Annotated in this window: 13 protein-coding genes; 10 read left to right on the forward strand and 3 right to left on the reverse strand. The window is 60.5% G+C overall.

Translation table 11 applies throughout. The features are described from left to right. Positions 1-180: 180 nt before the first annotated feature. Together mlaY and BKX96_RS12415 are read left to right on the forward strand one after the other, a co-directional pair. On the forward strand, positions 181-1,479 hold the full coding sequence (mlaY, locus tag BKX96_RS12410) for a lipid asymmetry maintenance lipase MlaY (RefSeq protein ID WP_046819370.1): 1,299 nt from the start codon (positions 181-183) through the stop codon (positions 1,477-1,479). Continuing rightward, a complete protein-coding gene (locus BKX96_RS12415; RefSeq protein ID WP_046819369.1) occupies positions 1,472-2,260 on the forward strand; it encodes an MlaA family lipoprotein in 789 nt (262 codons plus the stop codon). The genes mlaY and BKX96_RS12415 overlap by 8 nt, the downstream gene beginning before the upstream one ends. Before the next feature lie 128 nt (positions 2,261-2,388). Here the strand turns inward: BKX96_RS12415 and BKX96_RS12420 are convergent, their stop codons facing one another. Further along, the gene (locus BKX96_RS12420; protein WP_077184042.1) at positions 2,389-3,303 is read right to left on the reverse strand and encodes a DUF808 domain-containing protein; all 915 of its coding nucleotides are present in this window, start codon (positions 3,301-3,303) and stop codon (positions 2,389-2,391) included. A gap of 134 nt (positions 3,304-3,437) precedes the next feature. On the opposite strand from BKX96_RS12420, the gene BKX96_RS12425 reads away from it, so the two are divergent. Then, positions 3,438-4,043, forward strand: coding sequence for a TetR/AcrR family transcriptional regulator (locus tag BKX96_RS12425; protein ID WP_020797014.1), 606 nt, complete (start codon positions 3,438-3,440; stop codon positions 4,041-4,043). A gap of 96 nt (positions 4,044-4,139) precedes the next feature. On the opposite strand, the gene BKX96_RS12430 is transcribed toward BKX96_RS12425, so the two are convergent. After that, complete coding sequence (locus BKX96_RS12430) at positions 4,140-4,598, reverse strand: REP-associated tyrosine transposase (protein WP_077184044.1); 459 nt, start codon at positions 4,596-4,598, stop codon at positions 4,140-4,142. Positions 4,599-4,787: 189 nt separating this feature from the next. Next, positions 4,788-5,228, reverse strand: a complete 441-nt coding sequence (locus BKX96_RS12435) for a GlcG/HbpS family heme-binding protein (RefSeq protein ID WP_077184045.1) — start codon at positions 5,226-5,228, stop codon at positions 4,788-4,790. A gap of 268 nt (positions 5,229-5,496) precedes the next feature. Between BKX96_RS12435 and gcl the strand changes: the two genes are divergently transcribed. The 7 genes from gcl to BKX96_RS12470 all read left to right on the forward strand — a co-directional run bounded on the left by gcl (position 5,497) and on the right by BKX96_RS12470 (position 13,893). Next, positions 5,497-7,272 carry a glyoxylate carboligase gene (gene gcl, locus BKX96_RS12440; protein WP_046819365.1) on the forward strand — a complete coding sequence of 592 codons (1,776 nt, stop codon included), beginning with the start codon at positions 5,497-5,499 and terminating at the stop codon, positions 7,270-7,272. A 65-nt stretch (positions 7,273-7,337) separates the two neighbouring features. Further along, positions 7,338-8,120, forward strand: a complete 783-nt coding sequence (gene hyi, locus BKX96_RS12445; protein WP_046819364.1) for a hydroxypyruvate isomerase — start codon at positions 7,338-7,340, stop codon at positions 8,118-8,120. Between the two features lie 147 nt (positions 8,121-8,267). Beyond that, entirely contained in the window at positions 8,268-9,158 is an 891-nt protein-coding gene (locus tag BKX96_RS12450; RefSeq protein WP_046819363.1) for a 2-hydroxy-3-oxopropionate reductase, read from the forward strand. Positions 9,159-9,309: 151 nt separating this feature from the next. Then, positions 9,310-10,590 carry a glycerate kinase type-2 family protein gene (locus BKX96_RS12455; RefSeq protein ID WP_077184047.1) on the forward strand — a complete coding sequence of 427 codons (1,281 nt, stop codon included), beginning with the start codon at positions 9,310-9,312 and terminating at the stop codon, positions 10,588-10,590. After that, positions 10,580-11,995, forward strand: a complete 1,416-nt coding sequence (pyk, locus tag BKX96_RS12460) for a pyruvate kinase (protein WP_046819361.1) — start codon at positions 10,580-10,582, stop codon at positions 11,993-11,995. Before BKX96_RS12455 ends, pyk begins: the two co-directional genes overlap by 11 nt. A 137-nt stretch (positions 11,996-12,132) precedes the next feature. Beyond that, positions 12,133-13,047 (forward strand): urea transporter, encoded by a 915-nt coding sequence (locus BKX96_RS12465; RefSeq protein WP_077184049.1) that lies wholly within the window; start codon positions 12,133-12,135, stop codon positions 13,045-13,047. 21 nt (positions 13,048-13,068) lie between these two features. Continuing rightward, complete coding sequence (locus BKX96_RS12470) at positions 13,069-13,893, forward strand: ion transporter (RefSeq protein WP_046819359.1); 825 nt, start codon at positions 13,069-13,071, stop codon at positions 13,891-13,893. Positions 13,894-13,912: the final 19 nt, after the last annotated feature.

Raw genomic sequence — 13,912 nt, forward strand, 5'->3', positions numbered from 1 at the left:
ACAGCCTTACGCAAGCGATAACAACTGATAACTGGTCATTCAATCACTGCAAAGTGTATCGTCGAGCTACTATTACTCGGAATTCAGGCCAGTTTGGTGCCGTTGCGTGGCACTTTGGCGCAAAACCAGTGGTCATACCCTGCGAACTTCATTCGGCACCTTTTTCTAAGGGATCTAGTCATGCTCCGTTCCTTGCGCTTCGCCGCCCTGTTTGGCGGCCTTATTTTGAGTGCGTCCGCACTGGCGGTCGATATCGACGCCGCCAGTTATGGCTACCCCTTGACCAACCCGTTCGAGGCGACCATCGCCACGACGCCACCGGACCTGCGTCCCGAGCTGCCGCTCGATGACGACATCGATCAGTCGGATCGCAGCGTCACCTTACGGCCCGAACGTGCATTCGAACTGCCGGACAACTTCTGGGCGGTGAAGAAACTCACCTATCGCATCGCCACCCAGGATAAACCCGCGCCGTTGATCTTCCTGATCGCCGGCACGGGCGCGCGTTACGACAGCACCCTCAACGAATACCTGAAAAAGCTCTACTACAAGGCCGGCTACCACGTGGTGCAACTGTCGTCGCCCACCAGCTTCGACTTCATGAGCGCCGCCTCGCGTTTTGCCACCCCGGGCGTCACCAAGGACGACGCAGAAGACATGTACCGAGTGATGCAGGCCATACGGGCGCAAAACCCGAAGCTGCCGGTCACCGATTACTACCTGACGGGCTACAGCCTGGGTGCACTGGATGCGGCATTCGTCGCGCACCTGGACGAAACCCGCCGCAGCTTCAACTTCAAGAAAGTGCTGTTGCTCAATCCTCCGGTCAACCTCTACACCTCGATCACCAACCTGGACCGACTGGTCCAGACCGAGGTCAAGGGCATCAACAACACCACCACCTTCTATGAACTGGTGCTGAACAAACTCACCCGTTACTTCCAGCAGAAGGGCTACATCGATCTCAACGACGCCCTGCTTTACGACTTCCAGCAGTCCAAGCAGCACCTGAGCAATGAACAGATGGCCATGCTGATCGGCACCTCGTTCCGTTTTTCCGCGGCCGACATCGCCTTCACCTCGGACCTGATCAACCGTCGCGGCCTGATCACGCCACCGAAAACGCCCATCACCGAAGGCACCAGCCTCACGCCTTACCTCAAGCGTGCGTTGCAGTGTGACTTCGACTGCTACATCACCGAACAGGTGATCCCGATGTGGCGTGCGCGCACCGACGGCGGCAGCCTGCTGCAACTGATCGACCAGGTGAGCCTGTATGCACTGAAGGACTACCTGCACGACAGCCCGAAAATCGCCGTGATGCACAACGCCGACGATGTGATTCTCGGCCCTGGTGACCTGGGTTTCCTGCGCAAGACCTTTGGCGATCGCCTGACCGTTTACCCGCTGGGCGGCCATTGCGGCAACCTTAACTACCGCGTCAACAGCGACGCCATGCTGGAGTTCTTCCGTGGCTAAATACCTCCTGCTTATCGCTGCGTTACTCTGTGCAACCGCTGCCAATGCCGACAACAGCAAGGCCAACGCCCCGGTGGTCGTCGACAGTGACGGCTTCAAGGAGCCCCTGAGCAAACTCAAGTTCAACCCGGGCCTGGACCAGCGCGAGTTCGAGCGTTCGACGCTCAGCGCATTGAACGTCTATGACCCGCTGGAACAGTGGAACCGCCGCGTTTACCACTTCAACTACCGGTTCGACCAATGGGTGTTCCTGCCGGTGGTCGATGGCTATCGCTACATCACCCCGAGCTTCCTGCGCACCGGCGTCAGCAACTTCTTCAACAACGTTGGCGACGTGCCGAACCTGCTCAACAGCCTGTTGCAGTTCAAGGGCCAGCGTTCGATGGAAATCACCGGCCGGCTGCTGCTCAACACCACCATCGGTATCGCCGGCCTGTGGGACCCGGCCACCGCCATGGGCCTGCCGCGCCAGAACGAAGACTTTGGCCAGACCCTGGGCTTCTATGGTGTACCGGGCGGCGCCTACTTCGTACTGCCGATCCTCGGCCCGTCGAACCTGCGTGACACCGGTGGCCTGGTGGTGGATTTCAGCGCCGAAAGCGCGATCAACTTCCTCAACGTAGCCGAAGTCAGTTCCAACCATCCGGAAGTCTGGATCCTGCGCGGCATCGACAGGCGCTATCAGACCAGCTTCCGCTACGGCCAGCTGAACTCGCCGTTCGAGTACGAGAAGGTGCGTTACGTGTACACCGAGTCGCGCAAATTGCAGATTGCCGAGTAATTTCGACCGCCACAAAAAAACTGTGGGAGCGAGCCTGCTCGCGATGTGGTCATAACATTCAATACATAGGTTGACTGTTACACCGCTATCGCGAGCAGGCTCGCTCCCACATTTGTTAAGGGTTGATCTTAGCCCTTCAGCGTCTTCCAGACTTTTCCAACAATAGAAACTCCAACCAACACCAGCGCCCCCGCCACAATCCCCGCCACCGCATTGAGCAAAGTCGGCACGATAAATCCGGCACCACCCGCCCCTGCACTGACACTTTCGATCCAGTGATGCACCACCGGCACGCCGTGGGTCAGAATCCCGCCACCGACCAGGAACATCGCCGCGGTACCGATCACCGACAGGCTTTTCATCATGTATGGCGCCGCGCGCAGAATGCCGCCGCCGATGCTTCTGGCCATCTGCCCCGGCTTCTGGGTCAGCCACAGGCCCAGGTCATCGAGCTTGACGATGCCCGCCACCAGCCCGTACACGCCAATCGTCATGACGATGGCGATACCCGAGAGCACGACGACCTGTTGGGTCAGCGCCGAATCGGCCACGACGCCAAGGGTGATGGCGATGATTTCCGCCGACAGAATGAAGTCGGTGCGGATCGCCCCCTTGATCTTGTCCTTTTCGAACGCCACCAGGTCGACCGCCGGATCCGCCACCGCCTCGACCAGCTCGGCATGTTCGGCCTGGTCTTCAGCCTTGCTGTGCAGAAACTTATGGGCGAGCTTTTCAAACCCTTCGAAACACAGGTAGGCGCCACCGACCATCAACAACGGCGTGACCAGCCACGGGATGAATGCGCTGATGGCCAATGCCGACGGCACCAGGATCAGCTTGTTGACGAACGAGCCCTTGGCGACCGCCCAGACCACCGGGATTTCCCGCTCGGCACGCACACCGCTGACCTGTTGGGCATTGAGCGCCAGGTCATCGCCCAGCACCCCGGCGGTCTTCTTGGCGGCCATTTTGGTCATCAACGCCACATCGTCCAGCACCGCGGCGATGTCGTCGATCAGCACGAGCAAACTGCTTCCTGCCATGAATCGGCTTTCCTTCTTGAGTGAATGCCGTGCAGCATAGCGCGGCCGAGCACCGCACGGCGCATTCTTGAGCGTCGCCGAAGGCCGGTGCTACCATGCGCCACCGCCAGTACAGGCAAGGAACCCCCTGGTTTATGAGCACCATCCGCGAGCGCAACAAACAACTGATCCTGCGTGCCGCCAGTGAAGAATTTGCCGACAAGGGCTTCGCTGCGACCAAAACCAGCGATATAGCAGCCAAGGCGGGACTGCCCAAGCCTAACGTCTACTACTACTTCAAATCCAAGGAAAACCTCTATCGCGAGGTCCTCGAAAGCATCATCGAGCCGATTCTGCAGGCCTCGACACCGTTCAACCCCGACGGTGTGCCCAGTGAAGTTCTAAGCGGCTACATCCGCTCGAAAATCCGCATTTCACGCGACCTGCCCTTCGCCTCCAAGGTGTTCGCCAGCGAAATCATGCACGGCGCCCCGCACCTGAGCGCCGACCTGGTCGAACAGCTCAACGGCCAGGCCAAGCACAACATCGATTGCATCCAGACCTGGATCGACCGTGGCCAGATAGCGCCCATCGACCCCAACCACCTGATGTTCAGCATCTGGGCCGCAACCCAGACCTACGCCGACTTCGACTGGCAAATCACCGCCATCACCGGCAAGGCCAAGCTGGATGAAGAAGATTACGAAGCGGCGGCGCAGACGATTATTCGGTTGGTGCTCAAGGGGTGTGAGCCGGATTGATAGACCGCCATTTGCGAACAGACTGGCTCCCACAAGAACACTGAAAATCCATTGTGGGAGCGAGCCTGCTCGCGAAGAAGGCAACTCGGTTCCAGCTCAAACCCAAATTGCATCCCACAACGGATAGTCGCCTAGCCGCTCGACCAGTCCTGCCCTCAGCGGGTTGGCCACAATATATCGAGCCATCTTTACCAGATCCTCATCACGGCGCAGTGCTCGATCATGAAAGCCTTGCTGCCAGACACTGACCTGACGCCCAGTGGACCGGTTGAGCGCCTTGGTACTTAACGACTTGGTTCGTTGCATCAGCCCACTCAAAGACCCCCGCTGCAAGTCAATCAGCCAGTGAAAGTGATCAGGCATGACTACCCATGCCAGAGAGTTCACCAGCCCTGAGATGTGTGCTTGGCGAAATTGATGCACAACCAGCCTGCCCGAAGAGTAGTCCGCAAAAATGGGTTCCCTATCAAGTGTATTGGTGGTGAGCAAATAGATTCGGTTGGGTTCGGCATACCGGCCCGATCTCAATCGATGGGAAGCTGCTGGATCAGGCATTCCTTTGCCTCTTTCATGCAGGAGTCATGAAAGGTTAGCCATGGAACTGCCAGGCAGTCATGCAGACTTTTAGCTTGATGTGTCTGGTAGAACGCCTTCGCGAGCAGGCTCGCTCCCACAGTGGATGTGTGGTGACTGCACAATTTGTGCGGGCTTGCTCGCGAAAGCGATAGATCAGTCAAGCAAGGATCAAGCAACCACCCCAGCATCCGCCCTCAACCCCAGCGCCTCGATCGCATTGATCGCACACTGCTCATCAACGTCGGACAAATCCCCGCTGATCCCCACCGCCCCCAGCACGTTCCCGTCCTGATCCCGCACCAGCACACCGCCCGGTGCCGGCACGACGCTGCCCTGCCCCAGGCTATTCAATGCTGCGATGAACGCCGGGCGCTGTTGCGCGTCCAGTGCCAGCAGGCGTGAGCCCTTGCCCAGCGCAATGGCGCCCCAGGCTTTGCCAATGGCGACGTGCGGGCGCAGCAGGCTGGCGCCGTCTTCGCGCTGCAGGGTGATCAGGTGCCCGCCGGCATCCAGTACCGCGATGGTCAGTGGCGCTGCGGAAATGGCCCGCCCTGCGCTGATGGCTTCGTTGACCAGGTTGACTGCGACTTTCAAGGTTAAAGCGCTCATGGTGCCGTCCTCATTTTGTTTTTCGGAAAGGCGGTGGACTGCTTCGATGTGCCGCAGCCCGATGCAACAAATAGAACACAATGAGTTATTTTTTTGTATACAATAATTATCGAAAAGCGCCACATGCGACGAAAAGCCACAGTAGACCGGGCTTCCGACGAATGAAACAAGCGCTTGAGAAAATGGATTGACCTGCGCCGTCCGCCGTGAATACACTCTGCGCAAAGCCACTTGTATACAATTACAAAACGTAAAGAGGCACAAAACCATGAGCAAAATGAGAGCAATCGAAGCCGCCGTTCTGGTGATGCGCCGTGAAGGGGTTGATACCGCTTTTGGCATCCCCGGTGCCGCCATCAACCCGCTGTACTCCGCCCTGCAAAAGGTCGGCGGCATCGATCACGTACTCGCTCGCCACGTTGAAGGCGCCTCGCACATGGCCGAGGGCTACACCCGCACCAAGGCCGGGAACATCGGCGTATGCATCGGCACTTCCGGCCCTGCCGGTACCGACATGGTCACCGGGCTCTACAGCGCCTCGGCCGACTCGATTCCAATCCTCTGCATTACCGGCCAGGCACCCCGCGCCCGTATGCACAAGGAAGACTTCCAGGCTGTCGACATCACCAGCATCGTCAAGCCAGTCACCAAGTGGGCGACCACCGTTCTCGAACCGGGCCAGGTGCCTTACGCGTTCCAGAAAGCTTTCTTTGAGATGCGCTCCGGCCGTCCAGGCCCGGTGCTGATTGACCTGCCGTTCGACGTTCAGATGGCTGAAATCGAATTCGACATCGACGCTTACCAGCCATTGCCGCTGGCCAAGCCGACCGCTACTCGCGTCCAGGTCGAGAAGGCTCTGGCCTTGCTGGACCAGGCCGAACGCCCGTTGCTGGTGGCCGGTGGTGGCATCATCAACGCCGACGCCAGCGACCTGCTGGTGGAGTTCGCCGAGCTGACCGGTATCCCGGTCATCCCGACCCTGATGGGCTGGGGCACCATCCCGGACGATCACCCGCTGATGGTCGGCATGGTTGGCTTGCAGACCTCGCACCGTTACGGCAACGCCACCATGCTGAAGTCGGACGTGGTGCTGGGCATCGGTAACCGTTGGGCCAACCGTCACACCGGTTCGGTCGATGTGTACACCGAAGGCCGCAAGTTCATTCACGTCGACATCGAAGGCACTCAGATCGGCCGCGTGTTCACCCCGGACCTGGGCATCGTGTCCGACGCCGCCGCCGCACTGACCGTGTTCATCGAAGTTGCTCGCGAATGGCAAGCCGCCGGCAAGCTGAAAAACCGCAGCGCCTGGCTGCAAGACTGCCAGCAGCGCAAGGCCAGCCTGCAGCGCAAGACTCACTTCGACAACGTGCCGGTCAAGCCGCAGCGCGTTTACGAAGAGATGAACCAGGTGTTCGGCAAGGACACTTGCTACGTCAGCACCATCGGTCTGTCGCAGATTGCCGGCGCGCAGTTCCTGCACGTCTACAAGCCGCGTCACTGGATCAACTGCGGTCAGGCAGGCCCTCTGGGCTGGACCATTCCAGCGGCACTGGGCGTGGTCAAGGCTGATCCGAACCGCAAGGTTGTGGCCCTGTCGGGGGACTATGACTTCCAGTTCATGATCGAAGAACTGGCAGTGGGCGCGCAGTTCAAGCTGCCGTACATCCACGTTGTGGTGAACAATTCATACCTGGGTCTGATCCGCCAGGCGCAGCGCGGTTTCGACATGGATTACTGCGTGCAGCTGTCGTTCGACAACCTGAACGCGCCGGAACTCAACGGCTACGGTGTCGACCACGTCGCGGTGGCCGAAGGCCTCGGCTGCAAGGCGCTGCGTGTGTTCGAACCGGCGCAGATCCAGCCTGCCCTGCGCAAGGCACAGGAGCTGATCGAAGAGTTCAAGGTACCGGTCATCGTCGAGATCATCCTGGAACGCGTGACCAACATTTCCATGGGCACCGAGATCAACGCCGTCAACGAATTCGAAGACCTGGCGCTGGTCGGCAACGACGCACCGACGGCGATTTCGTTGCTCGATTAACAGCTTGATCGCTTGATCGTTACCACGCACTGCGTGGGAACGAGAACCTAATACGGGAGACCACCATGCCGCGTTTCGCAGCCAACCTGTCCATGCTGTTCACCGAACAAGACTTTCTCGCCCGTTTCGAAGCGGCCGCCAAGGCCGGTTTCAGTGGTGTCGAGTATCTGTTCCCCTACGACTTCAGCTCGGCCGAAATCAAGGCCCGGCTCGACGCCAACGGCCTGACCCAAGTGCTGTTCAACCTGCCAGCAGGCGACTGGGCCAAGGGCGAGCGCGGTATCGCCTGCTTGCCGGACCGGGTTGAAGAGTTCCGCGCCGGTGTCGACCTGGCGATTGCCTACGCACAAGTACTGGGCAACACCCAGATCAACTGCCTGGCCGGTATCCGCCCACAAGGCGTTGACGATGCCACCGTGGAAAAAACCTTCGTCGCCAACCTCAAGTACGCCGCCGACAAGTTGCAAGCGGCCGGCATCAAGTTGGTGATGGAAGCGATCAACACCCGCGACATCCCGGGTTTCTACCTGAACAACACGGCACAAGCCCTGTCGATTCGCGAGCAGGTCGGCAGCACCAACCTGTTCCTGCAATACGACATCTACCACATGCAAATCATGGAAGGCGACCTGGCCCGCACCCTGCAATCGCACCTGGGCGAGATCAACCATGTGCAGCTCGCGGATAACCCGGGGCGCAACGAACCAGGCACCGGTGAAATCAACTACCGCTTCCTGTTCGAACACCTGGACCGCATCGGTTACCAGGGTTGGGTCGGTTGCGAATACAAGCCGCTGACCACCACGGAAGCAGGCCTGGGCTGGTTGAAAACCCATAACGCAATCTGACACAGCTCCCTTGTAGGAGCTGGCTTGCCAGCGAAGGCGCCCTTGAGCCTTGCGCTGGTCATCCAGCAGCCTTGGCCGGCAAGCCGGCTCCTACAAAAGCAGTTCCCAATTTGTTTGAAGCAGCAACAAAAACAAGAGGATTTTCTCATGGCTAAAATCGGATTTATCGGCACCGGCATCATGGGCCACCCAATGGCGGCGAACCTGCAAAAAGCCGGTCACAGCCTGTTCCTGTCGGCGCACCACGACGCCGCCCCCGCCGACCTGGTCGCCGCCGGTGCCGTTGCCCTGGCGAACCCGAAGGAAGTCGCCCAGGAAGCCGAATTCATCATCGTCATGGTTCCGGACACCCCGCAGGTCGATGACGTGCTGTTCCGCGCCGACGGCGTGGCTGCAGGCCTGGGCAAAGGCAAGGTAGTGATCGACATGAGCTCGATCTCGCCGACCGCCACCAAGGCCTTCGCCGCCAAAATCAATGAAAAGGGCGCCCAGTACCTCGACGCGCCAGTGTCCGGCGGTGAAGTCGGCGCCAAGGCTGCGACCCTGAGCATCATGGTCGGCGGCGATGCCGATGCCTTCGAACGCGCACTGCCGCTGTTCCAGGCCATGGGCAAGAACATCACCCTGGTCGGCGGCAATGGTGACGGTCAAACCGCCAAGGTGGCGAACCAGATCATCGTTGCGCTGAACATCCAGGCGGTGGCCGAAGCCCTGCTGTTCGCGGCCAAGAACGGTGCCGATCCAGCCAAGGTGCGTGAAGCGCTGATGGGCGGCTTCGCTTCGTCGAAGATCCTCGAAGTGCATGGCGAGCGCATGATCAAGGGCACCTTCGATCCGGGCTTCCGCATCAGCCTGCACCAGAAGGACCTGAACCTGGCCCTGCAAGGCGCCAAGGAGCTGAACATCAACCTGCCGAACACCGCCAACGCCCAGCAAGTGTTCAGCACCTGCGCCGCCATCGGTGGCAGCAACTGGGACCACTCGGCGCTGATCAAGGGCCTGGAACACATGGCGAATTTCTCGATTCGCGATAAATAACGCCACTCCCCCTGTTGGAGCTGGCTTGCCAGCGATTGCCTCGACACGGTCTGCCTGACATACCGAGGCGTCTGGATCGCTGGCAAGCCAGCTCCTACAGAGGTATCACCGCGGCAACGTCAACCCATAACAAGAATTCCGGGAGCCCGCCATGTCGGTCGATCCGCAACAATTCCTGCGCGAGCTGTTCGCCACAGCCATCGACGCGGCCCATCCGCAACAAGTCCTCGAAGCCCATCTGCCTGCCGACCGTAGCGGTCGGGTGATCGTCATCGGTGCCGGCAAAGCCGCGGCGGCCATGGCCCAGGTGGTCGAGCGCTGCTGGCAGGGTGAAGTGTCCGGTCTGGTGGTGACGCGTTATGGTCACGGCGCCCCCTGCGAAAAAATCGAAGTGGTCGAAGCCGCGCATCCGGTTCCGGACGCAGCCGGCCAGGCGGTGGCCAAGCGTGTATTCGAACTGGTCAGCAACCTGACCGAAGCCGACCGCGTCATCTTCCTGCTGTCGGGCGGTGGTTCGGCGTTGCTCGCCCTGCCCGCTGCCGGCATCACCCTGGCCGACAAGCAATCGATCAACAAAGCCCTGCTCAAATCCGGCGCCACCATTGGCGAGATGAACTGCGTACGCAAACACCTCTCGGCGATCAAGGGCGGCCGGCTCGGCAAGGCTTGCTGGCCAGCCACTGTGTACACCTATGCGATTTCCGATGTGCCGGGCGATCTCGCCACGGTCATCGCCTCCGGCCCCACCGTGGCCGACCCGAGCACCTCGGCCGAAGCGCTGGCGATCCTCAAGCGCTATGCCATCGACGTGCCGGCCTCCGTGCGTAGCTGGCTGCAAAGCCCGGAATCGGAAACGGTAAAACCCGGTGATCCAAGCCTGGCCCGCAGCCACTTCCAGTTGATCGCCCGTCCACAGCAATCCCTGGAAGCCGCGGCGGTGAAGTGCCGCCAGGCCGGTTACAGCCCATTGATCCTGGGTGACCTGGAAGGTGAATCCCGGGAAGTGGCGAAAGTCCACGCCGGCATCGCCCGACAGATCGTCCAGCACGGTCAACCGCTGGCCGCGCCCTGCGTGATTCTTTCGGGCGGCGAAACCACAGTCACCGTTCGCGGCAATGGCCGTGGCGGGCGCAACGCCGAGTTCCTGCTGAGCCTGACCGACAGCCTCAAGGGCTTGCCCGGCGTCTATGCCCTGGCCGGCGACACCGACGGCATCGACGGTTCCGAAGACAACGCCGGGGCAATCATGACCCCGGACAGCTACGCCCGCGCCGCCGCCCTCGGCTTGAGCGCCAGCGACGAGTTGGACAATAACAATGGCTACGGCTATTTCGAGGCGCTGGACGCATTGATCGTCACCGAGCCGACCCGCACCAACGTGAACGACTTCCGCGCCATTCTGATCCTTGAGAGCCCAAAACATGACGCCTGATAAAAAGGTCAAGATCCTCGCCACCCTCGGTCCCGCCACCGACGGAATCGATGACATTCGTGAACTGGTGCAGGCCGGGGTCAATATCTTTCGCCTGAACTTCAGCCACGGCGATCACGCCGACCACGCCAAACGCTACCAGTGGATCCGTGAAGTCGAGCGCCAGCTGAATTATCCGCTGGGCATCCTGATGGACCTGCAAGGCCCTAAATTACGGGTCGGCAAATTTGCCCAGGGCAAAGTCCAGCTGTATCGCGGTCAGGCCTTGCGCCTGGACCTCGATGCCACGCCAGGTGACGAGCGCCGGGTCAACCTGCCGCACCCGGAGATCATCGCTGCGCTCGAGCCGGGCATGGACCTGCTGCTGGACGACGGCAAGCTGCGCCTGCGGGTGGTCACCAAGTATGCCGACGCCATCGACACCACCGTGCTCAATGGCGGCGAACTGTCCGATCGAAAAGGCGTGAACGTGCCCCAAGCGGTGCTCGACCTGAGCCCACTGACCGCCAAGGATCGCCGTGACCTGAGCTTCGGCCTCGAACTGGGGGTGGACTGGGTGGCGCTGTCGTTCGTACAACGTCCGGAAGACATCATCGAAGCCCGGGCGCTGATCGGCGACAAGGCGTTCCTGATGGCCAAGATCGAAAAGCCGTCAGCGGTCACGCAATTGCGCGAAATCGCCGAATTGAGCGACGCGATCATGGTCGCCCGCGGTGACCTGGGCGTGGAAGTGCCGGCCGAAAGCGTGCCGCAGATCCAGAAGAACATCATCAGCACCTGCCGCGAGCTGGGCAAGCCGGTGGTGGTGGCGACGCAGATGCTCGAATCCATGCGTTTCTCCCCGGCGCCCACCCGCGCCGAAGTCACCGATGTCGCCAACGCGGTGGCCGAAGGGGCCGACGCGGTGATGTTGTCGGCGGAAACCGCGTCCGGTGAATACCCGCTGGAAGCCGTGCAGATGATGAGCAAGATCATCCGCCAGGTGGAGAACGGCCCGGACTATCAGAACCAACTGGACGTCAGCCGACCAAAAGCCGAAGCGACGGTTAATGATGCGATCAGTTGCGCGATCCGCCGTATCAGCAATGTGTTGCCGGTGGCGGTGCTGGTCAACTACAGCGAATCAGGCACCTCGAGCCTGCGCGCTGCACGTGAACGGCCGACGGTACCGATCCTCAACCTGACGCCGAACCTGCAAACCGCTCGTCGCCTGACCGTGGCGTGGGGCGTGCACTCGGTGGTCAACGATCGCCTGCGCCAGGTGGACGAGGTTTGCTCCACGGCCCTGGAGATTGCCCAGGCCCAGGGCATGGCACAGCGTGGCGATACGTTATTGATTACGGCGGGTGTGCCGTTTGGGCAGCCGGGGTCGACTAACTCTTTGCGTATCGAAACATTGATTTAACTTCCACATGATCGTTCCCACGCTCTGCGTGGGAATGCAGCCCGGGACGCTCCGCGTCCCAAGAGCAGACGCAGAGCGTCCATTTAGGCATTCCCACGCGGAGCGTGGGAACGATCAGTACTGAAACGACCCTTACCATGCCTGCCAACCACTTCAACACCCACTGCCCCGACTGGGCCGAAGCCTTGCTCAACGGTTTCAGTCAGATATTCCTGCAGCGCAATCCGCTGTGCGGCTTGCTGATTCTTTCGGCCATCCTGTTCACCGCTCCTGCCCTGCTCGGTGGCGCATTGCTTGGCGGTGTCGCCGGATTGCTCACCGCGCAACGTCGCAACTATGCCAAGGCTGATCGTCAGGCCGGGCTGTTCAGCTACAACGGCGTATTGCTCGGCCTGCTGCTGAGCTTGTACTTCCCCTGGTCGGCGATGATGCCACCGCTAATCCTGGCCGCCGGCGGCCTGAGTGCGATGATCACTCAACAATGGCTCAAACGCGTCCGGTTCAGCCAATACCTGCCCGCCTACACCGCGCCCTTCGTCGTACTGAGCTGGTTACTGCTGTGCTTCGCCACACCCTCGACCGAGGCGCACCTGATCGAGGTCAGCACACTGAACATGCTCGCCGCCCCCTTCAAGGGCCTCGGCCAGGTGATGTTCCTCGGTCATCCGCTGGCCGGTGCCATGATTGCCGCCGGGTTGCTGATCGCCGATCGTCGCGCCTTCTGCTGGGCGTTGTTGGCGTCGATTGCGGGCATGGGTTGGAGCCTGCTGAATCACGACTTCTACACTGCACTGCTGGGCCTGGCTGGCTACAACGCCGTGCTCGCCGCCCTCGCCTTCAGCGCGCAGCGCCAGCAGCCCTGGCTGCCACTGGTGGCGATTGCCTCAGCGCTGCTACTGACGCCGATGTTTGCCGCTATCGGCCTGCCCACGCTGACCGCACCGTTTATCCTCGCCTGCTGGCTGATCCGCACGGTGGCTCAACTGATCGGCAAAGCGACGGGCGCCAGTGCGCCTTGCGCTCCTGGGGAGAATCAACCTAGGCTGCGCTGATCATCGAGTCAGGCGTTATCCATGGACAGCAACAAAAACTGGCGTGAAGACCTTTACGTCATGATTTTCCAGAGCGACACCACGGCGGGTCGGCGCTTCGACGGCATACTGCTGTTGATCATCCTCGCCAGCCTGGTGATCGTGATGCTCGACAGCATCGACACCGTTCACCGCAACTACGCCGACGTGTTGGCGTATATCGAATGGGGCTTCACGGTCATCTTCGCCATCGAGTATGGCCTGCGCCTGTACTGTTCGCCCAAGCCCCTGCGCTATGCCTTCAGCTTTTATGGACTGGTGGATCTGCTCGCGATCGTGCCCGGCATCCTTGCGCTCTATTACGCCGATGCGCAGTACCTGCTGATTATCCGGATCATCCGGATGCTGCGGATTTTCCGCGTGCTCAAGCTGAGCCCTTACCTCAAACAAGCCAACTACCTGATGTCCGCGCTGCGCGGCAGCAAGCAGAAAATCGTGGTGTTCCTGGTGAGCGTCTGCACGCTGGTGACGGTGTTCGGCACGCTGATGTACGTGATCGAAGGCCCGGAGCACGGTTTCACCAGCATTCCCAAGGGCATCTACTGGGCTATCGTGACGCTGACCACCGTGGGCTTCGGCGACATCGTACCGAAGACGCCATTGGGCCAGGTGATTTCCTCGCTGGTGATGATCACCGGTTACTCGATCATCGCCGTACCGACCGGTATTTTTACCGCCGAACTGGCCAACGCCATGCGTGGCGAACAGCTGCAACATGACTGCCCGGTGTGCAAGAAAAACAGCCATGAACACGGCGCCGCGTTCTGCTCTCGCTGCGGCAACGCATTATTCAAGAAACGGGAATAAGCAAAGAGCTTTTTAATCT

Source organism: Pseudomonas putida, from assembly GCF_001976065.1.
GTDB classification, from domain to species: Bacteria; Pseudomonadota; Gammaproteobacteria; order Pseudomonadales; family Pseudomonadaceae; genus Aquipseudomonas; species Aquipseudomonas serbica.

Bases quoted from the DNA above. Each gene is read 5' to 3' on its own strand.
- BKX96_RS12455 (WP_077184047.1), top strand. From the start codon at position 9,310: ATGTCGGTCGATCCGCAACAATTCCTGCGCGAGCTGTTCGCCACAGCC.
- mlaY (WP_046819370.1), top strand. From the start codon at position 181: ATGCTCCGTTCCTTGCGCTTCGCCGCCCTGTTTGGCGGCCTTATTTTG.
- BKX96_RS12420 (WP_077184042.1), bottom strand. From the start codon at position 3,303: ATGGCAGGAAGCAGTTTGCTCGTGCTGATCGACGACATCGCCGCGGTG.
- BKX96_RS12465 (WP_077184049.1), top strand. From the start codon at position 12,133: ATGCCTGCCAACCACTTCAACACCCACTGCCCCGACTGGGCCGAAGCC.
- BKX96_RS12430 (WP_077184044.1), bottom strand. From the start codon at position 4,598: ATGCCTGATCCAGCAGCTTCCCATCGATTGAGATCGGGCCGGTATGCC.
- BKX96_RS12470 (WP_046819359.1), top strand. From the start codon at position 13,069: ATGGACAGCAACAAAAACTGGCGTGAAGACCTTTACGTCATGATTTTC.
- BKX96_RS12435 (WP_077184045.1), bottom strand. From the start codon at position 5,228: ATGAGCGCTTTAACCTTGAAAGTCGCAGTCAACCTGGTCAACGAAGCC.
- pyk (WP_046819361.1), top strand. From the start codon at position 10,580: ATGACGCCTGATAAAAAGGTCAAGATCCTCGCCACCCTCGGTCCCGCC.
- gcl (WP_046819365.1), top strand. From the start codon at position 5,497: ATGAGCAAAATGAGAGCAATCGAAGCCGCCGTTCTGGTGATGCGCCGT.
- BKX96_RS12425 (WP_020797014.1), top strand. From the start codon at position 3,438: ATGAGCACCATCCGCGAGCGCAACAAACAACTGATCCTGCGTGCCGCC.
- hyi (WP_046819364.1), top strand. From the start codon at position 7,338: ATGCCGCGTTTCGCAGCCAACCTGTCCATGCTGTTCACCGAACAAGAC.
- BKX96_RS12450 (WP_046819363.1), top strand. From the start codon at position 8,268: ATGGCTAAAATCGGATTTATCGGCACCGGCATCATGGGCCACCCAATG.